The sequence below is a fragment of the Pseudomonas sp. NPDC089396 genome (genome assembly GCF_044749545.1).
Lineage (GTDB): Bacteria > Pseudomonadota > Gammaproteobacteria > Pseudomonadales > Pseudomonadaceae > Aquipseudomonas.
The window spans coordinates 380,273-405,185 of record NZ_JBIVIC010000003.1; the positions used below are offsets into that span (position 1 = coordinate 380,273).

Sequence of the window (24,913 nt, forward strand, 5' to 3'; positions counted from 1 at the left end):
AAGGCGAAGTTCACCCATGAGCCGTCATTATCAGTTGGTGCCAACACTGCTGGATCGCTTGCTCGATGACGTCCCGCACCAGGCAAGCGAGGCGGTTTCCAAGCGCCTGTGCTCCCTGGCCGATTACAAGGCCAGCCTGATCCGCGACCTGGAGGTGCTGGTCAACACCCGCCAGTGCCTGGTCGCCGAACGGCTTGACGGCCATCCGGATCTGGCAGGCACCATCCTTGAGTACGGCATGCCGGACTTCACCAGCAAAGGCGTGCTCAACCCCGAGGATCGACGGCTGATCCAGGCGCAGCTGGAGCGCGCCATCAGCGTGGGTGACAAACGTTTTCGCGCAGTGCGCGTACAACTGATGAACCAACAGATGGGCCACCGCATGCTGACCTTCCGGGTCGATGCGGTGCTGCACCTGCAGGACGCCACACGCCAGGTGTCCTTCGACGCGGTACTGCAGGTCAATACACAAGAATATAAAGTGCAGAACTTGAACTGATGCTCGACGACCTGCTGCCCTACTACGAAAAGGAACTCTCGCACCTGCGCTATCTCGGGCAGGAATTCGCGCGCGAGTACCCGAAAATCGCCTCGCGCCTGTTGATCGAAGGGGACAACTGCGAAGACCCCCACACCGAGCGCCTGATCGAAGCGTTTTCGTTCCTGTCGGCACGTATCCATAAAAAGCTCGATGACGAGTTTCCGGAAATCGTCGAAGCGTTTCTTGAAGTGCTGTACCCGCACTACCTGCGACCGACGCCCGCCCTGTCGATCGCGGAATTCTCCGCCGGCAACCGGGCGTCCCTGACGGCGTGCCACGAAATCGAGCGCCACACCGAAATCGCTTCACGCAGCATCGACGGTGTCGCCTGCCGGTTCCGCACCTGTTACCCGGTGCAGCTATGGCCCATCGTCGTGCAGGAGGCCTCGTTCGTCGAGCTCGAACGCTCGGTATTCAACGGCCACAGCGCCGATTTGGTTGCGCACCTGAAAATCGGCCTGGCGGCAACCACCAACCAGCATTTCGGTCAGTTGGACATCCACTCGCTGCGGTTCTTCCTCGACGGCGAAAGCACGTTGATGCTGCAACTCTACGAACTGCTGTTCAACAACCTGGCAAAAGCCACCGTGAGCTTTACCGAAAACGGCCAGCGCCGGGAGATCGGCCTGCCCGCCGATGCCCTGCAAGCGGTCGGTTTCGAAGCGGCCGATGGCCTGGTGGACTACTCGGCGCGCTCGTTCGCCGGCTACCGCCTGCTGCACGATTACTTCACCTTCCCCGACAAGTTCATGTTCATCGATATCGGCGGGCTCAAGCGCAGCCTGAGCGGCCGTGATCTGCGCACGATCGAGATCAACTTCTACTTCGCCCACTACGAACTCGGTGAGCGCCTGGTGCGCTTGGCGCAGAATATCGGGCGCCACAACTTCAAGCTCGGCTGCACCCCGATCATCAACCTGTTCAAGCAGCAGGCCGAGCCGATCAAGCTGACCCACGCCCAGCACGACTATCTCGTCACTGCGGACGTGCGCCTGCAAGGCAATGCCGAGGTCGTGTCGATCGATCGCGTACAGCGGGTGCGCAAAGTGGCCGGGAAGGACCACGTCAGCGAGTGCAATCCGTTCTTCGAGCCACGGGGTGAATTGGGGCCCAACGCATGTTACTGGATCGGCCGCCGCCAACCGTCGCGCCGCGGCAGCCAGAGCGGCACCGACATGCTGATCCGCGTGGTCGACCGTGAGCTGGACCTGATCGACACCAACAGCGACACCCTGAGCCTCGCCGTGACCTGCAGCAACCGCGACTTGCCGCAGCTGCTCAGTTATGGCGGCAGCCAGAGCGACTTCAACCTCGACCAGAACGGCGTGGTCGACAGCATCCGCATGCTGCGCAAGCCCACTGCCACGGCGCGCGTCCCCTTGGGCGATGGCCTGATCTGGCGGTTGGTTTCGCACCTGTCGCTGAACCACCTGTCGCTGGTTTCCCAGGGCAAGGAGGTGCTGCAGGAAATGCTCAGCCTCTACAACTACCGGCGCGCGCTGGCCGTGCGCAAGCAGATCAGCGGCATTCTCTCGATCACTAGCGAACCGGTGGTGGCCCGCATCGGCCACCCCCGCCCGAACTTCGTGCGCGGTGTGGGCATCACCCTGGAGCTCGACGAAAGCCAGTACATCGGCAGCGGGGTGTTCCTGTTCGGCAAGATCCTCGACCACTTCTTCAGCCAGTACTGCACCGTCAACAGCTTTACCCAACTTACCCTGCGTACCCGTCAGCGGGAAAAGAGAATCGTACAATGGCCAGCCAGAACCGGCGATCAACCCCTGGTCTGATCGACCAGGCACGCGCGGAGCCATACCGGTTCGAATTCTTTCAACTGGTAAGGCTGTTGCGCCTGCACTACAGCCGCGCGGGTCGCATCGACCCGGAAACGCGGCCGCACGACGACCCCTTGCGTTTTCGCTCGCAGCTGTCGCTGAACTTTCCGGTCAGCGAAGTCAGCGATCTGAAGTTCGAGCGTGCCGAGCGCACCAACATCAACGACCAGCCGCTGTCTGAAGTACAGGTCACTTTCATGGGCCTGGTCGGACCGTCCGGTGTACTGCCGCGGCCGTATACCGAGCTGCTGATGAACCGTCACATCCAGTACCGCGACGATGCCGCGCATGCGTTCCTGGACCTGTTCTCCCACCGCATGGTCGCGCTGTTCTACCAGGCCTGGCAAAAGTACAAGTTCCACATCGAACACGAACGCAACGGTACCTCGGATTTCGAGGGTTACCTGCTCAACCTGGTCGGCTTCGGCGAGCAAGGGCAAAAGCGCAAGTTCGCCGACGCAGGCGCGGGGATTCGGCACGAACTGTTCAGCCATTTCGCCGGGCTGTTCACCCAGCGCCCGCGCAACCCACAGAACCTGCAGGCGATGCTGAGCTTCTACTTCGGCCTGGACTTCACCGTGCATCAGTTCACGGGGCGTTGGCTGAAACTGCAGCCAGAACAATGCACACGCCTGGGCCGACAGAATGCCCAGCTGGGCCAGAGCAGTGTCGCCGGCAACCGCGTATGGGACTACCAGTCGTGCGTGCGCATCGAAATCGGCCCACTGGAGCTGGCCGATTACCAGCGCTTCCTGCCCGGCACCGACAACTACCGCAAGCTGGTCGAGCTGGTGCGTTTCTACCTCGGCCCCAGCCTCGATTTCGAACTGGCACCACAACTCAAGCCCGAAGCCGTACCGGTCGCCCGTCTGGGCCGCCAGGGCGGTGTGGCGCTGGGCTGGCTGGGCTGGCTGAAGCGGCCCGGCAGCCAGGCCAGGCCTGCGCGCTGCGGCATTTTTAGTATTCCTTTTGATGGGGTCTCGCTGTGAATCTCAAGTCCTTGTTTGCCAAGCTCAACGACACCTGCCGCAGCGCCACCGAGAGCGCCGCCGCGCTGTGCCTTGCCGAGCGCCACTACGAAGTGGACATCGAGCACGTGCTGCTGCAACTGCTCGAAGGCGACGACAATGACCTGCGCCCGCTGCTGCGCCACTACGACGTGGTGGTCGAGCGCCTGCAGTCACAGCTGGCCCAGGCGCTCGAAGGGTTCAAGACCGGCAACACCCGTACCCCTGCCCTGTCCCCGCACATCTCCCAGCTGATCGAGCGCGCCTGGGTCCTGGCCTCGATCGAGTACGGCACCCAACAGATCCGCAGCGGCTACCTGCTGCTGGCCTTGCTCAACGACCCCGACCTGCGCCGGCTGGTACTGGCCAGCGCGGCCGAACTGGACAAGATCAACGTCGACGACCTGCGCGCCAACCTCGGCGAGCTGATCAGCGCCAGTGGCGAAGCGCAGCACGCCGCGCCCTTGGCCGCCGATGCCAGCAGCCAGGCGCCGGCCCGCACGTCGGGCAAGACACCGGCACTGGACCAGTACACCGTCGACCTGACCCGCAGCGCCCGCGAAGGCCGGATCGACCCGGTGCTGGGGCGCGAGGCTGAAGTTCGCCAGATGGTCGACATCCTCACCCGTCGCCGGCAGAACAACCCGATTCTCACCGGCGAAGCCGGCGTCGGCAAAACCGCCGTGGTCGAAGGCCTGGCGCTGCGCATCGCCCTGGGCGATGTGCCGACGCCACTCAAGGATGTCGCCATCCACACCCTTGACCTGGGCCTGCTGCAGGCCGGTGCCGGGATCAAGGGCGAGTTCGAGAACCGCCTGAAATCGGTGATCGAGGAAACCAAGCGCAGCGTCCACCCGATCATCCTGTTCATCGACGAAGCCCACACGCTGATCGGCTCCGGGGGCCAGGCCGGGCAGAACGACGCGGCCAATTTGCTCAAGCCTGCGCTGGCGCGCGGCGAGTTGCGCACCATCGCCGCCACCACCTGGGCCGAATACAAGAAGTACTTCGAGAAGGACGCCGCCCTCGCCCGCCGTTTCCAGGTGGTCAAGGTCGAGGAGCCGGAAGAGGACCAGGCCATCTACATGCTGCGCGGGCTGCTGGACAAGATGCAGGCGCACCACCGCGTGGCCGTGATGGACGATGCCCTGGTGCAGGCCGTGCGCCTGTCCAGCCGCTACATCACCGGCCGGCAACTGCCGGACAAGGCCGTCAGCGTCCTCGACACCGCCTGCGCCAGGGTCGCCCTGGGCCAGGCAGCACAACCGGGACGCCTGGAAGACTGCCTGCGCCTGGTCGATCATCTGCAGGCGGAAATCACCCTGCTGCAACAGGAGCAACGCCAAGGCAGCGACCACCAGCGCCGACTCGAACAGCTGCACGAACAGCTCGAACAGGCCACCCTGCGCCAGCAGCGGCTGAACCTGCAATGGCAGCGCGAGCTGGAACTGGTCAGGCAGATCCACGCCCTCAGAGAGCCCGGCGACAACGACAATCGCGTCGAACTGGCCGCGCTGCGCAAGCAGCTGGCCGATGTCCAGGGTGAAGAACCCCTGGTCCACGCCCTGGTCGATGGCGCCACCATTGGCGAGGTGATCGCCGGCTGGACCGGGGTCCCGCTGGGCAAGATGCTGCGTGATGAAATCGACACCGTGCAGCGCCTGCCGGCGCTGATGGGCGAGCGCGTGCTCGGCCAGGACCACGCCCTGCACGAGATCGGCAAGCGCATCAAGATCTCCCGGGCGCGCATGGAAGACCCGAACAAACCTGTCGGTGTGTTCCTGCTGCTTGGCCCCAGCGGCGTGGGCAAGACCGAAACCGCCCTGGCGCTGGCCGATACCTTGTATGGCGGCGAGCGCAACGTCATCACCATCAACATGTCCGAATACCAGGAGGCCCACACCGTCTCCAGCCTCAAAGGCTCGCCACCCGGCTATGTCGGCTATGGCGAAGGCGGCGTGCTGACCGAAGCAGTGCGGCGCAAGCCCTACAGCGTGGTGCTGCTCGACGAGGTGGAGAAAGCCCACCCGGACGTGCTCGAACTGTTCTTCCAGGTCTTCGACAAGGGTGTGCTGGATGATGGCGAAGGGCGCGAGATCAACTTCCGCAACACGGTGATCATCCTCACCTCCAACGTCGGCACCGAACACATCATGCGCAGCTGCCTGGGCACTGAACAGGCGCCGGCCCCGGCACAACTGGTCGAGGACCTGCGCGAGCAGCTCAACGCCGTGTTCAAGCCGGCCTTCCTCGGCCGCCTGAGCATCGTCCCCTACTACCCGGTGCAGGACGCCATTCTCGAACGCATCGTCGGCCTCAAGCTCGAACGCATCCGCCAGCGCTTCGAACGCAACCACCAGGCCCACCTGCACTTCAGCCCGGCGCTGGTGCCGGCGATTGCCGCGCGCTGCACCGAAGTCGACAGCGGCGCGCGCAACATCGACAACATCCTGTCGGGCAGCCTCATGCCAGAGCTGGCCGAGCACGTTTTGGCGCGCATGGCGCAGGATCAGCCGATCAACAGCCTGCGCATCGAGCTGGATGAAGCCGGTGGCTTCGCCTACAGCCTGGCGTAAGGGGCGCAAACGTTCACGCAAGGACCATCAGCAGCAGCCCGCGCCGTTCGGGTGCTGCCAGACCGAGATTTCAGGAGCAGTGCAATGGGCAGGTTATTGGGGGTATTGATCGTGGCGTCGGCGCTCAGCGCCTGCGGGATCACCGACCGGGTCGGCAAGCGTGTCGACGACACCTGGGCAGGCGACATGCTGTTCAGCAGCGACGAGCAGGTGATCCTCACTGTCGACGGTGGCAACCAGCTGAACCCCGACGCGTCCGGCAGGCCGCTGTCGGTGGTCACCCGCATCTATCAGCTCACCAGCCTCGAACGCTTCGTCAGCACTGACGCCGAGACCTTGCAGGATCACCCGGAACAGGCGCTGGGCAACACCCTGCTCGACACCCGTGAGCTGGTGGTACTGCCGGGCATCGGCGACATCCAGCGCTGGCCCTTGGCCCAGCAGGCACGTTACGTCGCCGTGGCTGCATTCTTCCGCGACGAAAGCGGCGGGCGCTGGAAAATGGCCTTCAATGCCGACGCTTTCCGCAAGGACGGCATCTTTTTCTCGTCCAGAGGTGGTCGCGTCCTGCTGGACCACAACGCCATAACCGCCGAGCGCGGCGAGGACGTCCTGCAACTGCCCAACCAGCAGGCCATCGCCACCTTGCAGCCGGCACAACCTTCGGTGGCCCAGCAGCTGCAGGCCAAGGCGCTGGACTCGGCCCAGCAGGCCGCCGAAGAGGCTGCTGACCAATCCATCAAGAAAACCACGAACAACCTGTTCGACTCAGCACTGGAAGGTATCCATGAGTAAGAAGAGCCGTGTGATGTGGTCGGAGGGGATGTTCCTCCTGCCCCAGCACTTCCAGTACCAGGACGAGTTCCACCAGCACCAGCTGGCCCAGGCGACCTTGCGTTCGTCCCCCTTCCACTGGGGTGTACAGGCACTCGAAGTCGATGAACAGGCGTTGAGCAGCGGTGTACTGCAACTCAAGCGGCTGCACCTGGTGTTTCCTGACGGCTCGGTGTTCGACGCCCCGCAGCACGACCCGCTGCCGGCTGCCCGTGACCTCAAGGACGTGATGCAAGGCTCGGGCCTGAAGGTGTACGCCGCCCTCAAGCTGGCCGAGCCCTACAGCGCCAACTACCTCGAAGAAGGCGCCGAACGCCAAGGCGCCCGCCGCTACCGCAAAGCCTTCGATACCCTGCCCGACCTCAACGAAGGCGACCTGGAAAACGAAATCACCAGCCTGCGCCTGAACGTGGTGCTGCTGGTCGATGGCGATGCGCTGGACGGCTACAGCTATTGCCCGCTGCTTCACCTGCAGCGCAACAACCTCAACGCCTTCAGCATCGACAGCCAGTTCGTCCACCCGGCCTTGCACCTGGGTGCCCACGAAACCTTGCTGACCATCGCCCAGCGCCTGCTGGCGCTGCTGCAAAGCAAGAGCGAGACGCTGTCCGGGCGTCGCCGCGAACGCGCCGACCAGATCGCCGAGTTCGGCTCAAGCGATGTCAGCCTGTTCTGGCTGCTGTACACCGTCAACCGCGCCTACCCCGGCCTTGCCCACCTGCTGCAGCACTCGCGCCTGCACCCAGAGGCGCTGTACCGCTTCCTCGCCGAGCTGGCCGGCAGCCTGTTGACCTTCTCGCTCAACGCCCGGCTGGACGACATTCCGGCCTACGACCACAACGACCCGGCCGCGTCGATGATGAAGCTCGATCGCCTGGTGCGCGAGTTGCTCAACAACGTCGTGCCCAACCAGTACATCCCGATTCCGCTGGACCAGACGCGGCCGTCGTACTACGTCGGCCGCTTGAACGACCCGCGCCTGGTCGACGCCGACTTCTACATCTCGGTGCATGCCGACATGCCGGGTGCCCAGGTGCTGGAGCTGGTGCCGCGGGCGTTCAAGGTCGGCTCGCCGGAAGACATCGAAGTGGTGGTGAACACGGCGATGCCCGGCGCCACGCTCAACCACTGCGTGCGCACACCCAATGCCATTCCGGTGCGCCTGGACAACCAGTACTTCGCGATCGAACCGCATGGACGTGTGTATGAACGCATGATGGGCGCCAATGCCATCGCCTTCTACGTACCCAGTGCCTTCAAGAACCTCAAGCTCGAACTGATGGCGGTGCTCAAATGACTGTTGCCGTAATGCCAGGCGGCGCAACCGCCGTCGAACAACCCTCGACCCTCAAGGACCTGGTCAAGGACTTCCTGACCATGGCGCTGATGATCCGCCGAGGCAACAAGGTCGTCGACGTGAAGCGCCTGCGCGCCAGCGTCGACGAGTTCTTCCCGGCACTGGAGCGCGATGCGCGGCGTGCCAACTACAGCGTCGAGCAGGTCAAGGACGCCCAGTACGCACTGTGCGCGTTCCTCGACGAAAGCGTGCTGAACGCCGGCCCCAGCGAGATCCGCAACCAGATCGAGATCAACCCGCTGCAGTTCCAGTACTTCGGCGTGCACCTGGCCGGCCAGGGCTTCTTCGACAAGCTCGACAGCCTGCGCACAGACGTCAAGCGCAACCTCGACGTGCTCGAGGTGTACCACCTGTGCCTGGCGCTGGGCTTCGAAGGCAAGTACAGCCTGGAGCAGAAGGACCAGCTGCGCTACATCGCCAACACCCTGGGCCAGGACATCGCCCGCCACCGTGGGCCACGCAAGGCTCTCGCCTCGCAATGGGCGCTGCCCGACCAGGTGTCGCAGATGCTGCGCTACGAGGTGCCGTTGTGGCTTTACCTGGTGCTCATCGCACTGGTCTGCGGCGCCGTGTACCTGACCCTGGACTGGTTGCTGGGCAAGGAAGTCGCCGCGTTGGCAGAACACGTCCGACAGCTGTTCGGCGTTTAACTTGGGTACGGTCAGGAAGACATGAAAGCACTACTGCGCTGTTTGAAGAATTTCTGGTTTGCCTTGGCCCTGGGCTGGGTCATTGGCCTGTTGGCCTGCTGGTTCGCACTGCCGCGCTGGCAGGTTGCGCAAGAGCAGGTGTACGTCGCGATGACGCTGTTCAGCGCGGTGTGCCTGTTGCTGGTGGTGCTGCGCCAGTACCGACGCATCCGCGCCGAGCAGAACATCGAGCACCTGGTTCAGCTGGAAGTCGACCGCTCGCTGGGCAGCGAAGGTGAGTTCCGTGACCAGCATGTACTGCGCGAGCGCCTCAAGCATGCCATCGCCATGCTGCGCTCGGCACGCTCGGCCGGTGGCGGCGGTGCCTCGGCGCTGTCCGACCTGCCGTGGTACCTGGTGATCGGCATGTCGGCCTCGGGCAAGACCTCGCTGCTGACCCGCTCCGGGCTGCAGGCCTCGATCGCCGGTGCGCAGGCCAGCGGTTTCGACAGCGGCACCCAGCACTGCGACTGGTATTTCAGCCCAGAGGCGGTGCTGATCGATACCGCCGGCCGTTACCTGCGTGACGATGCCTCGGCCAGCGAGTTCGCCGCGTTCCTCAAGCTGCTGCGCAAGCAACGCAGCAAGCCTGCGGTAAACGGCCTGGTGCTGGTGGTCAGCCTGCCGGAGATCATCTGTGCCACGCTCGCCGAGCGCGAGGCCATCGCCGCACGCCTGGTCAGTCGGATCGACGAATACAGCGAATGCCTGGGCGTCAACCCACCGCTGTACCTGATGCTCAGCAAGACCGACCTGCTGCCGGGCTTCAACCAGGCCTTCGCAGACCTGGACAATACCCAGCGCCAGCAACCGCTGGGGATGACTTTCCCGCTCGCCGAGGTGCGCAGCAAAGGCCTGCGGGCCGTGACTGAGGCCCGCTTCAGCCAGTTGCTGGGCAGCGTGCGCGAACACGTCGACAGCCAGTTGATCGGCGGCGGCAACACGGCCGACGTCGAACTGCTGCAGTTCCCCAACTATTTCGCCGAGCTCTCGACGGTGCTGGGCGGTTTCCTCGAGCAGTTCGAACGCACTGCCAATGGCCGCACGCCACCGATCGTGCGTGGTGTGTATTTCACCAGCGCACTGCAGACCGACGAGCAATTGCCCCCGGTCTATGAGGATGCGCTGGGCGCCCACTACGCGCTGCAGGCCAAAGAGCGTCCGGGGGTGGGCCAGCCTGCGCACAAGATCGGCGACAAGAGCTTCTTCATCACCGGTACTTTCCGTGAGGTGGTGTTCCCCGACCGCAACCTGAGCCTCTACTACTCGCGCCAAGGGCGTACCCGCGCCCTCACCCCTGCCCTCGCCGGTGCCGCCGCCCTTGCCGGCGTCGCCCTGCTGGCGTGGGAAGGTGTCTCGTTCCAGAACAACCGCGAAGTGCTGGGTAACATCGGTGGCGAACTGAGCGAGCTCGAACAGGCACCCGACCAGGCCGAGCGCCTGGCGTCCGGCCAGGCCATGGAGCAGTTGCGCCGCTACCTCGGCGAGTTCGAGGGCTATGACACCCAGGGCGTACCGCTGGCCTTGGGCGCCGGGCTGTACAGTGGCGCCGACCTGCTCGGCCCGCTGCGCCAGGCTTACCTGCAGCAGTTGCGCACCCAGGCCCTGGACCCCATTGGCAAACAGTTGCAAGTGCAATTGCGTGAGCTCAACCAGTTTGCCGAAACCGTTGACCGCACCCCGCTGGCCGACACCGGCAAACGCCGCACGGCCAAGGCAACGGCCAGCAACGCTGCACCCGCCAAGGGCGTCAAGGTATTCAAGGCCCCGCAGGCTGCCGAGCTGGTAACCCGCGTCGCCGGTAACGGTACCCCGTCGCTTGGCCAGGAAGGCCGCCGCCGCGCGCTCGACGCACTGCAGGACAAGGCACGTTCGGAATCGAGTGCCGACTCCTCGGAAGACACCGCCCTCACCGCCGGGCTGTCACTGTCCGAAGACAGCCTCGGGCGCCTCAGCGAGCAACAGATCGCGTCGGTGATCGAAGCCTACAGCGCGCTAAAGCTGTACCTGATCCTGTCCAACCCGCAAGCGCACCCGGATGCCGACTTCGTCGCCACCGAACTGCCGCGTGCCTGGGCCCAGGCGGCGCAGGCGCAGGGGCTCGACATCAGCCCGGAACTGATCGCGGCCAACAGCGCCGTGTATGTGCGCTACCTGCAGCAAGGCACGGCACCGGCACTGCGCCGCAACGAGCAACTGGTCACCGATGCGCGGCAGAGCCTGCGCTCGTTCATGATCGCCAGCTCCCTGGTCGACCGTGAATACCTACGCCTGCAGCTGGAGTCCGGGCGCCAGTACCCGGCGCTGACCCTGGCCGACATGGTCCCGGCCAGCAGCCGCAACCAGCTGTTCTCCGCCGAGTCGGTCCCTGCCTTCTATACCCGCCAGGGTTGGGAATCGTTCGTCCAGCCCGAGCTGATCAAGCTGCTCTCGGGCGAGCTGCGCAATGACAGCGACTGGGTGCTCGATGGCGAAGGCGGCAACGGCCTGGTGCAGAAGGCCAACTTCATGCGTGAGCTGCTGGCCCGCTACAAGGCCGACTACGCCGAAGCCTGGTACACCCTGTTGCAAGGCGTTGGCGTGCGTCACTTCACCGACATGGCCAACGCCAGCGAGCGCCTGACGGTGCTCAGCGACGTGCAGAACTCGCCGGTGAAGAGCCTGCTGGCCGCCGTCAACCACAACACCGACTGGGACCTGCCCAAGCAAGCGGCCGCCTCCCCGGCCAATACCGTCGAAGACAGCTTCTGGAGCAGCATCAAGGGCGTGTTCGCCAGCCAGGGCGTAGCGGCGGATGCCATCGTCGCCAAGCTGCCACGGGTTGACGACGGCAGCCTGGCCAAACGCTTCGAACCGGTCTCGCGGCTGTTCGCCGCGCAGAATGCCGAGGGCGCCGACAGCACCGTGATGGACCGCTACCTGGCCGCCCTGCGCAAGCTCAAGGTGCGCCTGAGCAACATCCAGCGCTCCCAGGACGTGGGCAAGAACAGCAAGCTGCTGATCAGCGAAACCCTCGAAGGCCAGCCTTCGGAAGTGACTCTAGTACGCAACTACATCGAGACCAGCGTCGACACCAGCGCCGGCAGCCTGTCCGTGTCGTTGCTGCGGTTGTTCAATTCGCCCTTGCAATACACCTGGGAAACCCTGCGCGACCCGGCCGGACAGCAGATCGCCAAAGCCTGGGCGCAAGACATCGCGCGCCCGTGGCAACAGGTCATGGCGCACCGTTACCCGATCGTCGCCAGCAGCGACAACGAAGCCTCGGTCAAGGACCTGCAACGCTTCGTCGACCCCGACAGCGGTTTGCTGCCGGCCTTCAAGCGCAATGAAATCGGCAACCTCGCCGGTGGCGAAGGGCTGGGCATGGGCAGCGGCAACGACGCAAGCCCCCTGGTCAACGCCAGGATGGTCGCCAGCATCGACAAGGCCAGTTCCGTTGGCCAGGTGATCGCCAGCCTGTCGGACCGCGAGAACGGCTTCGAGATCATGCTGGAGCCGTCCGCCCGCTACACCGACATCATCTTCACCCTCGACGGCCAGGAGCAGCACTACCGCAACGGCCGCACCAGCTGGAACCGCTTCGCCTGGCCAGGCAGCAACAACACCCCGGGCGCCCGCCTGGACGTGGTGACCCTGGAGGGCCAGCGCATCACCGTGTTCGACTACCCCGGCCGCTGGGGCCTGCTGAAGATGAACGACAGTGCCCGGGTCAGCGACCTGGACACCATTCAACAGCGCTTCACCTGGCAATCGGCCGCAGGCCCGGTGAGCCTGGTGGTGCGCAACTATGGCGGGGTGAAGATGACCGACCTGGCCCAGGTCAAGGCACTGAGCGTGCTCAACGACAGCGCGCGGGTGAACTGATGATGGCGAGCACGATGCAAGGGGCCGACGCACGATGATTGGTTGTTTCGGCAAAGTCCCGGCCAGCGCCGACTTCGTCAGCCTCAACGGCGCCCTGCCGGAGGTTTGCGAGTTCGACCTGTGGCTGCAGAACGGCCTGGGCCGCATGCAGGCAGAAGCCGACTGGCGTGAGCGTTTCGACGCGCTGCCGGTGTGCTTCTTCTGCTACCGCAGCCGCAACGGGCACTGGCTGCTCGGCGGTTTCATCAGCTCGCGCGATACCAGCGGGCGGCGCTACCCGTTCATGGTGTTCCAGAGCATCCGCGTGGAGCACGACGGCCAGTTCGTCAGCCCGCACATTCTTTGCGAGCTGTTTGCCGGGCAGATCAAGCCGTTGCTGATGCAGGCCGCGCAAGGCAGCGACATGGCCGAGCTGTTTGCCCGCATCAAGGCCATGCGCGGCTGGACCGCGCAGGACCTGGACCTGTACCGCCGGGTGCACGAGAAATTCCTGCGCGATTTCAACCTGCGCGACGTCGTCCGGCCGCTGCGCCACAGCTACCCGGAATTCGACACCCAGGCCGGCATGGCCAGCCTGTACCGCCTGCGCAGCGTGCTGCAGCAAGCGCAACCGGCCGCGATCAGCCTGCCACTGCCTGCGCAGAGCGGCCTCAAGCGGCCCATGGCCGACCTCTGGTGCACGCTGCTGTCACGCCTGCGCGGCACGTCCGGCATGCCGGACGTCAGTGTGCTGGTGGACGACTTCATGCGCCCTGGCCTGCTGTGCTTCGCCTCGCGCGCCAGTGACGAGGTGTACCGCGTGCTGACCGGCGTGGCCGGCGCCCAGGAGCGCTACAACCTGCTGGACCCTTTGCCACAGCCTGCGGCAGGCGGCGCCCTGACGCTGCCCGCCGACGACCTGGCCCTGAACGCATTCATTGAGCGCTTTGCCAGCGCTCGGGACGAACAGTATCGATGAACAGGCTCAAGTACTACTTCTTCAAATACCAGCCTTACGTGCTCGGCGTGGTGTTCTTCCTGGCCATTTTCCTGGTCTGGGCGGCAGGCCTTGCGCTGGGCTTCGCCTCGCTCTACAGCCTGCTGGCCGGTATCGGCCTGTTCGTGCTGTTGTCGGCCGCCTATGTGCTGCTGATGTACCGTGGCGTGTCGAACCCGCACGACCTGCAGGCGCTGCTGCGCGAAGATGCCGACCAGGCGGTGCTCAATGCCAGCCCCCAGGACCGCGAAGAAGTGAGCCTGCTGCGCGAGCGCCTGCTGCAGAGCATCGAGCGTCTGCAAGGCTCGGCTAAACCTGGGACCAACAAGGACGCCCTGTATGCCCTGCCCTGGTACCTGGTGATTGGCCAGCCAGCCTCGGGCAAGAGCACCATGCTCTACCAGTCCGGCCTCACCTTCCCCTACGCCGACCGTGAAGGCGCACGGGTCGCCGGCCTGGGCGGCACGCGCAACTGCGACTGGTTCTTCAGCTCCGAAGCGGTGCTGCTCGACACCGCCGGCCGCTACATGGACAACCAGGAAGAAGCCGGCAAGTGGCGCGCCTTCCTCGGCCTGTTGCGCCAGCACCGTCAACGCCGCCCGCTCAACGGCCTGATCGTCGCGGTCAGTCTCGAAGACATCCTGCAAGCCAGCGCCGAAGGGCGCGAGCGCCTGGCCAAGCGCCTGCGCGAGCGTATCCAGGAGGCGCACGAGCTGCTCGAACTGCGCCTGCCGATCTACCTGGTATTCACCAAGTGCGACCTGCTGCCCGGCTTCACCCATTTCTACCGCCAGCTGGAGCACACCGCCCGCGACGAAGTCATGGGCAAGACCTTTACCCACGAAGGCTTCGAACACGCCGACTGGGGCACGCGCTTCGCCACCGCCCTGAACGAACTGGTCGAGCACTGGCAGGCACTGGCCGACCAGCAAGTCCTGCAGCAGGACGTCCAGCTGACCCGCCAGGACCCGGCGGCCTACCGCCTGCCCCTGGAGCTGGCGGCGCTCAAGCCGCTGCTCAACACCTTCGTCGCCGACCTGCTGCGCGCCAACCCTTACCAGAGCGCCGAGCTGCTGCGCGGGTTCTACTTCACCAGCGCCCTGGACGCCGATGAGCCGGCCCAAGGGGCCTACGCCCGCCAGGTGCGCGAGCGCTTCGCCCTGGCGGCACCAGACAACGCGACCGCCGCCCATAGCCAGGCCGCGCCGCTGTTCATCGCCAGCCTGTTCCGCAAGGTGATCATCCCCGACCAGCACCTGGTGGCGCTGTACACCAGCAACCGCCGCGAGGCCCGGCGCAAGGGCGCCTGGGTCGCCGCCGCCGGCCTTGCCGGGCTGGCACTGTGCCTGGCCTGGGGCTGGTCGTACAGCAACAACAAGGCCGCCATCCAGACCGTGGCCGCCAACCTGCAGGCTGCCCAGCAACAGGACGCCGCAGCCAGCCAGCAGTACACCGACTGGCACACCCTGGACCAGCTGCGCCAGGCGGCAGCCGACCTGTACGCCCGCCACCACGTCGACGGCGTGCCACTGGCCATGCGCATGGGCCTGTACAGCGGCCACGCCATCGAGCCCTTCATCCGCGAGCGCTATTTCGCCCAGCTGGAAAAGGTCATGCTCAAGCCCACCGCCGACAACCTGACCCGCTCGCTGTACCTGCTCAGCAGCATCAAGATCTACCAGCGCAATGCCCCGCGCCTGGAAACGGTGAGCGGCATCGACAGCGTCGAGCCACGCGCCCTGCCGGTGGACAACCGGGCCCAGTCGGTGGCCACCTTCGGCCAGACCACCCTGGACACCTACCTGATGCTGTCCAAGGCGCAGCGCGAGCAAGCCCAGCCTGCCGTGCTCAAGGCGCGCATCCCCGACTACTGGTACCCGGCGATCTACAAGCAGGTGCCACGCACGGCCGGGCAGACCGCGCAGGCCGCAGGCGAAGCTGACGACTACCAGTTCGCCGGGCGCCAGATTGCCTTCTACAGCGACCAGATTCGCGAGCCGGACGTACCGCGCATCCTCAACAACGCGTTCCTGATTTCCAGTTCGCGCAACTACATCAACAGCCTGCTGTCGCGCTCGCTGCGCGCCATCGAGACCATCACCCTGGAGTCCGACACGCTGTTCGCCTTCGGCCGTGCCGATTTCCAGAGTTTGGAGGCCGCCGGCCAACGCCAGCTCAACAGCATCGCCAACAAACTGCTGAACACCCCCAACGTCGGCAAGATCGTCATCACCGGTCATGCCGACCAGATCGGCAATGCCCAGAGCAACCTGCAGGTCTCGCGGCAACGTGCGCAGACCATCAAGACCTACCTGGTGGGCAAAGGCCTGCCGGCAGAGCTGGTCGACGCCGTGGGCGAAGGCAGCAACAAACCCTTGGTGCGCTGCAACCTGCAAGCGCCGCGCGCCGAGCTGATTCAGTGCCTGGAACCCAACAGGCGCGTAGAGATAGAGGTCCGGGCACTTGATTGACGCCCGGTCTCAATACGACCCCAGCGAGCTGTTCGCCGGGGTCAACCTCAGGGCAGGTCCACGCTATGGATCATGGAAGCCCTTTACACCTATGGAGAAACGTAAACATGGCATTTGACGCTTACCTCAAGATTGACGGCATCCCAGGCGAAGCACTGGATGACAAGCACAAGGACTGGATCGAAGTGCTGGGCTACCAGTACGGCGCTACCCAGGCCACTTCGGCCACTGCCAGCTCCTCCGGCGGTGCGTCGTCCGAGCGTGTCAATCTGAGCGACTTCACCATCCGCAAGTACGTCGACAAGGCCTCTGCCAAGGCTTTCGAGGCGTGCTGCAAAGGCCAGCACATCAAGGAAGTGGTGCTGAACGTGAACCGCGCCGGTGGTGACAAGGTGACCTACCTGACCATCACCCTGGAAGAAGTGGTGATCTCCTCGGTCAACTTCCTCGGCAACCTGCCGCTGGACGGCGAAGCCAAGGCTGAAAGCGACCTGCCGATGGAGGAGATCAAGTTCAACTTCTCGCGCATCAAGACCACCTACACCCAGCAGAAGCGTTCCGATGGCGCAGGTGGTGGCAAGGTCACCGGCGGCTGGGACCGTTCGCTGAACAAGGTCTACGCCTGAGCCTGACCTGAGCTGCCGCCGGTAACGGGCAGCTCGATCGAGGGTTCCGTGCCGTCACGGCACGGGACCTTCCCTTTACCTTTGCTGCAGAGCCGTCCATGACCGACATTCTTGACGACCTTTCATTGTCTGCCTTGCGTGCCCCCATCGATGGCGGTGCCGGCGAGGACCTGAGTTTTTCCAGCCTGTTCGATCAGATCAAGGAGGCTCGCCGCGCCGATGCCGACTACCTGACCCAGGGCGACTGGCAAACCGACCTCAAGCAGGCCGACTGGGAGCAGGTGATCCAACTGGCCGCGGCCGGCCTCACCGAGCAAAGCAAGGACCTGATGCTGGTGGCCTGGCTGAGCGAAGGCCTGGCACACCGCAAGCACTTTCCTGGCATCCGTTTTTCCCTGGCAGTGGCCCAGGCCCTGCTGGAAGATTTCTGGGACACGTTGTACCCCGCCCTCGACGAGGGGGTGGAGGAACGCGCCACCCGCCTGGCGTGGCTCACCACCACGCTGACCCAAGTGGTGCGTACCCTGCCGATCACCCAGGGGCAGCACTACAGCCTGCACAAGTACGAAGAGTCGCGGCAGGTCGAGAACCTCGCCCGGCAAAACCCCTCGGCCATGCACCAGGCGCTGGAAGAAGGCAAGATCAACGCCGAACTGTTCCAGCGCTCGGTGGTGCTCACCGACACCGAACACCTGCAGCAGCGCCATGCGCAGATCAGCCAGTGCCTGCATGCCTGCCAGCAACTGCAAACGGCCGCCGAGGCCGTGTTCGAGCAGGACGCGCCGAGCTTCCTGGCGCTCAACGACGTGCTGGTTCACGCCCGCCAACTGGTCGAGCGCCTGCTCAAGGAGCGCGGCGTGGAACTGGCCACGGCGCCCGACCCGAGCGAGCCCGAGCAGGCGCCAGGCGCCGACGCTGCCGCCCCGGTTGCCGCCAGCGCGCCAGAGCGGCGCAGCAGCGAGGCCCCCCTGCGCACCACCCCGCTGAACCGTGAAGAAGCCTTCGCCCTGCTCCAGGGCGTGGCGCAGTTCTTCAAGCAGACCGAGCCCCACAGCCCGGTGCCGTACCTGGTGGAGCGGGCGATCAAGTGGGGCAACATGCCGCTGGAGTCCTGGCTCAACGATGTGATCAAGGACAGCAGCGTGGTCGATGGCATCCGCGATGTGCTTGGCACCTTGCAACCTCGTGACTGATTCGTGGTCCTAGCCGGCAGAAAAGGAGTTTCGACATGCGTCCGATCATTCTCGTGAACGACCCCACTGACCGCGGCGGCATGGTCGTGCAGGGCTCATCTTCCACCTTGGTCAATGGCCGCGCCGTGGCCCGGCTGGGCGACAAGGTGATGTGCGTGCACGGTGCCTGCGTGATCGCCAGCGGCGACAGCACCACCCTGGTCGACGGCATGCCGGTGGCCCGCCATGGCGACAAGACCGCCTGCGGCTCCAGCCTGATCGCCACCAACAGCGACACTGGAATACTTTAAGGACAGCCCGCATGTTGAAACCCTTTGCCCAGGGCCACCGCTCGCTATGGGATGTGATCGGCGAGCGCCGCGAACAGGAACAGCGCCTGGCCCCGCCGCCGCGCCCCGTGGCGCACTACGACACCACGCGCATCGGGCTGGGCCATGCCTGGCTGTGGCTGCCCAACCTGAGCCCGGCCGAAGCCCGGGCCGGCAAGGCGCTGGGCAAGCTGAGCGCCGATTTCGAACACGACCCACGACTGGTCAGCCCGGCCGGGCACCGGCGGAATGTGCGGCGCATCCACGCGGGCACCCGCCGTGCCGAAATCCACGCCCTGCCAAGGGCGCGGCAACTGCTGCAAGGCATGCTCGGCCAGTGGCACGACTTTGCCGCCGAACTGGACTGGGATCAGACCCAGGTCGTGCTGTTCGCGCCCACCGACATAGAGGCCGACCCGTGGCTGGATGCTGCGCTGGAAATGTGGCCATTCGACTACTTGCCCGGGCACGGTTTCATCGCCCCCGAGCAAGCCTTCGCCACCTGGCTGCCCTGGGCGCTGCAGAACGACCTGCAAGCGCCGAACCTGCTGTGCATCGGCCTCGACTCGTGGGCGACCGTGACCAGGGCCGGCGGCCCTGCAGGCGAGCGCATGGCGGGCGAAGCGATTGCCGTGCTGAACCTGCAACGGGTTGACCTGGCCAACCCCGAAGGCAATGCCCACTGGCAGCTTCATCCGCCGGTGACCGAGGCCCATGGCCCTCGCGGCTTGATGCCGCGCAAGAGCACGGGCGGTCTCGAGCAGGTGGCCGAGCAGTTGTGCGAACGCAGCGGCATGGCAATCGCCGAGGTGAAGGCCCTGGTCACGGACGGCCACCACGACGACAACCGGCTCGAGCACCTGTATCAGTTCCTCAACACCTGCCTGCCCGACTGCGACCTGCAGCAGCATGTTATCGGGCATGCCCTGCTGGCGGGCGAATACGGGCACGGGATCAGCGAGATGAGCGCGCTGGCGCTCGCCTTGCAGGCGGCCAACAGCCTGGAGGGCGCGGTGCTGGTGTTCGACCGGCATGGCTCGACGCAGACCCAGGGGTGGTTGCTTGCCCCTTCGCAGGTAGCAGTTGCTGGCCTGCAAACGAGTGAGCACACCTGATCATGAAGTTCGCCAGATATGCATTTTTGCTGGGGCTTGCCGGTTGTGGGGAGGCGAAGATGAGTGATGCGAAACCAGTTATACGCTTTGAAATAGCTGCACCTATTGAAAATGCGTTGTCGGATTCCTCCGCGCAGTTTCACAAAGACTGCATGCAGGGCCTGTGCCTTTACAAATTTTCGCTATCATTCGCCAACGCTTCGCGTGCAGATTTATTAATTAATTCCAAAACAGAAATTTTAAAATTTGACGACATTATCAGCACCACTCTAGAAACTTCTGAAAGCGACATCATCGACAAGGCCAGAGTGACGCTCGGTGGCGTACCACAGGATTCCGAGCACAATCAGGCCCTGCGCTACTTTTATCAACAAGTAGACAAGCTACGATCTGCAGGCTGGAAAAGGTATATCTTTCAGAACGAAGCAAGAATCTCCGGCGAGGAAGCCATAAAGTTTGAAAGCGCTCGATCAATACTTGGCAAACCAATCGGTACCGGGCCATGGAAAGATCCCGCTTTGAAGCTGAGTGCCGAAGAGTGGCTTGCGCTTCCAACGATCAACAGTTGGTATTTCTACAAAGATGGCGTGTATCTGCTCTTTCGCGTCCAACGTGAAAAAAACACTCAAACGCCGCAAAAACTCGGCTCTTACTTGTTCACACTAAACTTTGAATCTGAAGCCGATTTTTATAAAGGCTTCGTTGAAGGTGAAAAAGACCGTGAGAACTGGAAAGCCCTCGTTCCCCCCGAACTCAAACGCATGGCCCAGGAACGCGCCCAAACCGAAGCTCGCCTGAAGCAAATGGGCATCGCCATCGATGAAAACTACCAGGACCCGCCCATCAAGGCCCTGGAATAACCCACTCTTCAGCTCACACTCAGGAGATCCCCTGTCATGGACCTGACCTTCGGCACCCCCCTCACGCAAAGCGGCCGCCTGCTGCAGCTGACCACCCCGCTGGGTGCCGACGCGCTCCAGGCCCTGCGCGCCCACGGCGTCGAGCGCCTCGGCCGCACCCCGCGCTACACCCTCGACGTGGTGGTGCAGGACACCGAGTACGACCCGGAGAAACTCATCGGCCAACCCGTCACCCTGGCGCTGCTCTGCGACGACGGCACCCAGGCCCCGCGCCACGGCCTGGTCGAGCGCGTGCGCTACCTGGGCAGCGACGGCGGCCTGCACGACTGGCAGCTGGTGTTCGCGCCCTGGTTCAGCCTGCTCGAATACCGCAGCGACTGCCGCATCTGGCAGGACAAGAACCTGCCAACCATTCTCGAAGCCGTGTTCGCCCAGTACCCGCAGGCCAAGGGCAACTACCGCCTCGACCTGCGCCGCGAGTACGCACCGCTGTCCTACGTCACCCAGTTCAACGAAACCGACGCCAACTTCGTGCAGCGCTGGTGCGAGCTCGAAGGCATCTTCTGGTACGTCGAACACAAGGCCGACAGCCACTGCATCGTCTTCACCGACAGCGTCGACACCCTGCCCGCCCTCGCCCCGCAAAGCGTGCCGTTTCATACCCAGAGCGTGACCGAAAAGCAGGACGGCATCACCCAGTGGAGCACCGGCTCGCAGCTGCTCAGCGGCAAGCTCAACTGGCGCAGCGTCGACTACCTGGCGCACAGCCAGCCACGCGAAAGCGTGATGCCGGCGCTGCAGGCCGCCTCCGCGCCCGCCGCCCTGGAACGCTACGAATACCAGGGCCAGTACAACTGGCAGAAGCAGGAGCGCGGCGAGTGGCTGAGCCGTGTACAGATCGAACAGCGCGAATCCCAGGCCCGCCGCGTGCACGGCCAGGGCGGTGTGCGCCAGATGCAGGCCGGGCGCTGGTTCGAGCTGACCCAGCACCCGCTGTACGCACGCAAGGCCGCCGAAGCCCGCCAATTTTTGCTGATCGAGGTGCAGTTCTTCGCCGAGAGCAACCTGCCCATGGCCCAGCAGCGCCGTGACGCGCCCGGTAGCCTGGCACCGCTGTTCAAATCGGTGCGCCCGGCACCTCCCGACAACCTGCTCGGTTCGGCATTGAGCGAAGCGTCTTATGGCTTTTTCCTCAGCACCTTCGAAGGCCAGTTGCACAGCGCGCCCTACCGCAGCCCATTCGAACACGCCAAACCCACCTGCCCCGGCCCACAGACCGCCGTGGTGGTCACCCCCAGCGGCCACGAAGTGTTCACCGACAGCCTCAACCGCCTATGCGTGCGCTTCCACTGGGACCGCCTGAGCCAGGACGGTGAACTCTCCTCCTGCTGGCTGCGCATGCTGCAACTCAGCAGCGGCCCCGACTGGGGCAGCGTGCACGTGCCGCGTGCCGGCGAAGAAGTGGTGGTGACCTTCCTCGACAACGACATCGACCGCCCGCTGATCATGGGCCAGGTCTATGGCGGCCATAAACCGGCCTGGCACTCCAGCGGCCTGATGAGCGGCTACAAGAGCAAGGAAGTCGGCGGCGGCGGCTTCAACCAGTGGGTGATGGACGACTCCACCGGCCAGGTGCGCACGCAGATCCACAGCAGCCACGGCCACACCCAGCTCAACCTCGGCTACCTGATCGACCAGCGCGGCAACAACCGCGGCGCCCTGCGCGGTACCGGTTTCGAGCTGCGCACCGACGCCTACGGCGCCCTGCGCGCCCAGCAAGGCCTGTACCTGAGCACCTGGAAGCGCAGCAACGCCGATGGCGCCCAGCTCGACATCAGCGAAGCCCAGCAGCAGCTGCAGAACAGCGAACAACGTCTCAAGACCCTCTCCGACACCGCCCAGCAGCACAACGCCAACGCCCTGCAGGCCGGCCTCGACAGCCTGACCCAGCTCAACGCCGACACCGACGTCACCTACGGCAACGACAACAGTAGCCCCAGCCAGGGCCCGAGCGAACAGCAGCGCAACGGCGGCGACACCGCCTGGGCGATCCGCAACGGCGGTCGCGGCAAGACCCCGGGTTACCAGAAGCCCTTGCTGATCGCCTCCTCCCCGGCCGACATCGCCACCGCCACACCGCAGAACACCCACCTGCACAGCGGCAAGCACCTGACCGTCAGCACTGGCGAAGACGTCAGCATCGCCAGCGGCAAGTCACTGCTGGCCAGTGTGGTGCAGAGCATCAGCCTGTTTGCGCAGAACGCCGGGGCCAAGTTGTTTGCGGCCAAGGGCAATGTCGAGCTGGAGGCGCAGAGCGATGCCATGGAGTTGACTGCACTTCAGAACATGAAGCTGACGTCGCTGGAGCAATTGATTGAAATGTCGGCGCAGAAGGAGATTCTGCTCACCAGCGGCGGGGCGTATATCCGTATCAAAGGCAGCAATATCGAGGTGCATGCACCGGGGACCATTGACATCAAGGGGGCGAAGAAAACGCTGGATGGGCCGGCCAGTATGGAGCACGACGTCAAGGAACTTCCTACCGGCCCTGAATCCGGTATGTACGACGAGCAGAACAGGTTGAGAACCAGTTTCGGGGTTCCGCTGGAGAACGTCGCAATCGAGTTCGATGTTCCAGGTCAAGGCAAGCGAGTTTACTTCACCGATCAAGACGGTATGACCTCACGCCTTTTCAGCGACAAACCCGATACAGCCAAAATGCGGCTTGTGCCCGATGAACTGGTCGTGCCGACAGGTGCTGACACGTTTGTGCCGAGAACCAAACCATGAAGCAAGACTTACAATTCAATGAGCAAACGTGCTCTACGTCCGATTCAGAGCTTCACTACAGAGAGCTATGGACCCTCGGCCAGCAAGAAGCGGTACGGCGTCTATCGGTGAAAACACGCATCGAATTCAAAAACACCGCGCGTTATGAACTAATAAAAGATTTCAGCACGCGCGCAGAGCGCATCGCTGGAAATTATGCGCGCCTTTATCTTGAGCTTGAGCGCAACGGTAAGCCTGAATTGAAAGGCAGATTCTACTGGACCGGACTGGCTGCATTTGCCAGCAAACAGGTTATGTGCGCCCTTGATTATGCCAGCACTAGTAAATGGCGATGGACAGGAGCAGCAGCGCCTTTTTTTGACATCACCAAAATGCACTTGGGCGAAGGGAATTTTTGGCTATTCCAAGATATTTTTGTATGGCACTGGTTTTATATTAATTATCCCGATGAATTCAAAAACGCCGCTCCAGAAAGAAACTGGAACTGTTATATATCTGACTTCAAAACCACATTCCAAGAACTACCATGGATTGATGATGCACTGCCGAAAATTAATTTTCTAGCAGAAACCACCCCATTAAAAGAAGGCTTCGATCTCATAAAAAAAGTCGAAGCTTTGAAAGATGGAATTTTGCGCAGAGAACTTCAATTGGCCTCATTAATGAAAATTGCTGATCACGAGCAGCTTTGGATTTTACAGCCTCTGATTTACGAAAACTGGGACTTTCAGCTACTACTTGATGGGCAGGCTAAACTAGAAGGGAAGTTTGGCGTACCTCGTCGTCTGGCAGCGTTCAGTACACAATGTGAAACGGGTGGGCCAGACCGCGATGTGGTCATGAAAGAAGGTGACCTTTACGACGCCACTGACAGAATGATCTTCATAACCGAGATCGCCAACAAATATCACTACCTGATGAATAAAGATAAGAGCCAAATGGAAACCATTATCTCAACCATAAGCTCATGGCATAACAATGAATAAGCAGCTGGCTTCACTATTTTTATTATTACTGACCGCCTGCGGAGCATCGAACGTGACTGTAAACAAACCCAATGTAACGTTCTCTTTAAATGACAGCATCAAGAACGTACTGGCAAGCTCCACTATGCAGCTAACCAAGGACTGCAGCTCACACGTATGCTTTTATGAATTTAGCACCTCCTCCAAAAGCGATAACAAAGGCACAGCCATTGTAGACCCGAACCAGAACCCTTTGTCTCTGAACAATATAGTTGGCGCAGCACTTATCACATACAAAACAGACCTCGTAGAAAACGCCAGCATCAGGGTTGCACCCGCCCCTTCGAACTCCGAACACTCTGAGTTCATGCAATATTTCAACGACACTCTAGCCAAGCTGAGACTTTCAGGATGGCACCGCTACATCCTTCCCAACGAAGCAAGAGTACCAGGAAGCGAAGCAAGCAAGTTTAAACTCTTTGACGAAGTGCTAGGTGTACCTGTTGGCACTGGCCCTTGGAAAGATCCCACGCTAAAACTAAGTCAGGCAGAGTGGTTAGCAATGCCGACAATCAACACTTGGCACTTTCATAAGGACGGCAACTACCTCCTTTTCCGTGTCCAGCGAGAGAACACCTCGCAAGCGCCACAAGAACGCGGCTCCTATCTTTTTTCATTTAATTTTCAATCAGAAGCGGAGTTTTATAAAAACTTCGTCCCAAATGAGAATCAAGATGATTGGGTAAAGCTCCTCCCCGCGGAACTCAAACGCATGGCCCAGGAACGCGCCCAAACCGAAGCACGCCTGAAGCAAATGGGCATCGCCATCGATGAAAACTACCAGGACCCACCCATCAAGGCCCTGGAATAACCCACTCTTCAGCCCCCACTCAGGAGATCCCCTGT

General features: G+C 63.1%; 18 protein-coding genes. All 18 read left to right on the forward strand.

The annotated features are described in order from the left end of the window. The first annotated feature begins 16 nt into the window (after positions 1-16). The gene (gene tssE, locus ACIPZB_RS07720; protein WP_400639648.1) at positions 17-499 is read left to right on the forward strand and encodes a type VI secretion system baseplate subunit TssE; all 483 of its coding nucleotides are present in this window, start codon (positions 17-19) and stop codon (positions 497-499) included. Then, positions 499-2,331, forward strand: a complete 1,833-nt coding sequence (tssF, locus tag ACIPZB_RS07725) for a type VI secretion system baseplate subunit TssF (RefSeq protein ID WP_400639649.1) — start codon at positions 499-501, stop codon at positions 2,329-2,331. Before tssE ends, tssF begins: the two co-directional genes overlap by 1 nt. Next, entirely contained in the window at positions 2,295-3,365 is a 1,071-nt protein-coding gene (gene tssG / locus ACIPZB_RS07730; protein ID WP_400639650.1) for a type VI secretion system baseplate subunit TssG, read from the forward strand. Before tssF ends, tssG begins: the two co-directional genes overlap by 37 nt. Next, entirely contained in the window at positions 3,362-5,959 is a 2,598-nt protein-coding gene (tssH, locus tag ACIPZB_RS07735) for a type VI secretion system ATPase TssH (RefSeq protein WP_400639651.1), read from the forward strand. The genes tssG and tssH overlap by 4 nt, the downstream gene beginning before the upstream one ends. 84 nt (positions 5,960-6,043) lie before the next feature. Then, positions 6,044-6,754: a type VI secretion system lipoprotein TssJ gene (gene tssJ / locus ACIPZB_RS07740; protein ID WP_400639652.1), complete on the forward strand. Its 711-nt coding sequence runs from the start codon at positions 6,044-6,046 to the stop codon at positions 6,752-6,754. Then, positions 6,747-8,090, forward strand: a complete 1,344-nt coding sequence (gene tssK / locus ACIPZB_RS07745; protein WP_400639653.1) for a type VI secretion system baseplate subunit TssK — start codon at positions 6,747-6,749, stop codon at positions 8,088-8,090. The genes tssJ and tssK overlap by 8 nt, the downstream gene beginning before the upstream one ends. Continuing rightward, entirely contained in the window at positions 8,087-8,800 is a 714-nt protein-coding gene (gene icmH / locus ACIPZB_RS07750) for a type IVB secretion system protein IcmH/DotU (protein ID WP_400639654.1), read from the forward strand. The genes tssK and icmH overlap by 4 nt, the downstream gene beginning before the upstream one ends. A 21-nt stretch (positions 8,801-8,821) precedes the next feature. Further along, positions 8,822-12,703: a type VI secretion protein IcmF/TssM N-terminal domain-containing protein gene (locus tag ACIPZB_RS07755; protein ID WP_400639655.1), complete on the forward strand. Its 3,882-nt coding sequence runs from the start codon at positions 8,822-8,824 to the stop codon at positions 12,701-12,703. A gap of 34 nt (positions 12,704-12,737) precedes the next feature. Beyond that, a complete protein-coding gene (gene tagF, locus ACIPZB_RS07760) occupies positions 12,738-13,661 on the forward strand; it encodes a type VI secretion system-associated protein TagF (protein WP_400639657.1) in 924 nt (307 codons plus the stop codon). Further along, a complete protein-coding gene (gene tssM / locus ACIPZB_RS07765; RefSeq protein WP_400639658.1) occupies positions 13,658-16,150 on the forward strand; it encodes a type VI secretion system membrane subunit TssM in 2,493 nt (830 codons plus the stop codon). The genes tagF and tssM overlap by 4 nt, the downstream gene beginning before the upstream one ends. A 107-nt stretch (positions 16,151-16,257) precedes the next feature. Continuing rightward, the gene (locus ACIPZB_RS07770; protein WP_400639659.1) at positions 16,258-16,776 is read left to right on the forward strand and encodes an Hcp family type VI secretion system effector; all 519 of its coding nucleotides are present in this window, start codon (positions 16,258-16,260) and stop codon (positions 16,774-16,776) included. Between the two features lie 98 nt (positions 16,777-16,874). Next, positions 16,875-17,969: a type VI secretion system protein TssA gene (tssA, locus tag ACIPZB_RS07775; RefSeq protein ID WP_400639660.1), complete on the forward strand. Its 1,095-nt coding sequence runs from the start codon at positions 16,875-16,877 to the stop codon at positions 17,967-17,969. Positions 17,970-18,004: 35 nt separating this feature from the next. Continuing rightward, entirely contained in the window at positions 18,005-18,259 is a 255-nt protein-coding gene (locus tag ACIPZB_RS07780; RefSeq protein WP_400639661.1) for a PAAR domain-containing protein, read from the forward strand. An 11-nt stretch (positions 18,260-18,270) separates the two neighbouring features. Further along, entirely contained in the window at positions 18,271-19,392 is a 1,122-nt protein-coding gene (locus ACIPZB_RS07785) for a hypothetical protein (protein ID WP_400639662.1), read from the forward strand. Between the two features lie 2 nt (positions 19,393-19,394). Then, positions 19,395-20,252: a hypothetical protein gene (locus tag ACIPZB_RS07790; protein WP_400639663.1), complete on the forward strand. Its 858-nt coding sequence runs from the start codon at positions 19,395-19,397 to the stop codon at positions 20,250-20,252. A 36-nt stretch (positions 20,253-20,288) separates the two neighbouring features. Next, positions 20,289-23,042: a type VI secretion system Vgr family protein gene (locus ACIPZB_RS07795; RefSeq protein WP_400639664.1), complete on the forward strand. Its 2,754-nt coding sequence runs from the start codon at positions 20,289-20,291 to the stop codon at positions 23,040-23,042. Continuing rightward, positions 23,039-24,028, forward strand: a complete 990-nt coding sequence (locus ACIPZB_RS07800) for a DUF2515 family protein (protein WP_400639666.1) — start codon at positions 23,039-23,041, stop codon at positions 24,026-24,028. The genes ACIPZB_RS07795 and ACIPZB_RS07800 overlap by 4 nt, the downstream gene beginning before the upstream one ends. Next, positions 24,021-24,878 (forward strand): hypothetical protein, encoded by an 858-nt coding sequence (locus tag ACIPZB_RS07805; RefSeq protein WP_400639667.1) that lies wholly within the window; start codon positions 24,021-24,023, stop codon positions 24,876-24,878. The genes ACIPZB_RS07800 and ACIPZB_RS07805 overlap by 8 nt, the downstream gene beginning before the upstream one ends. The last annotated feature ends 35 nt before the right edge of the window (positions 24,879-24,913 follow it).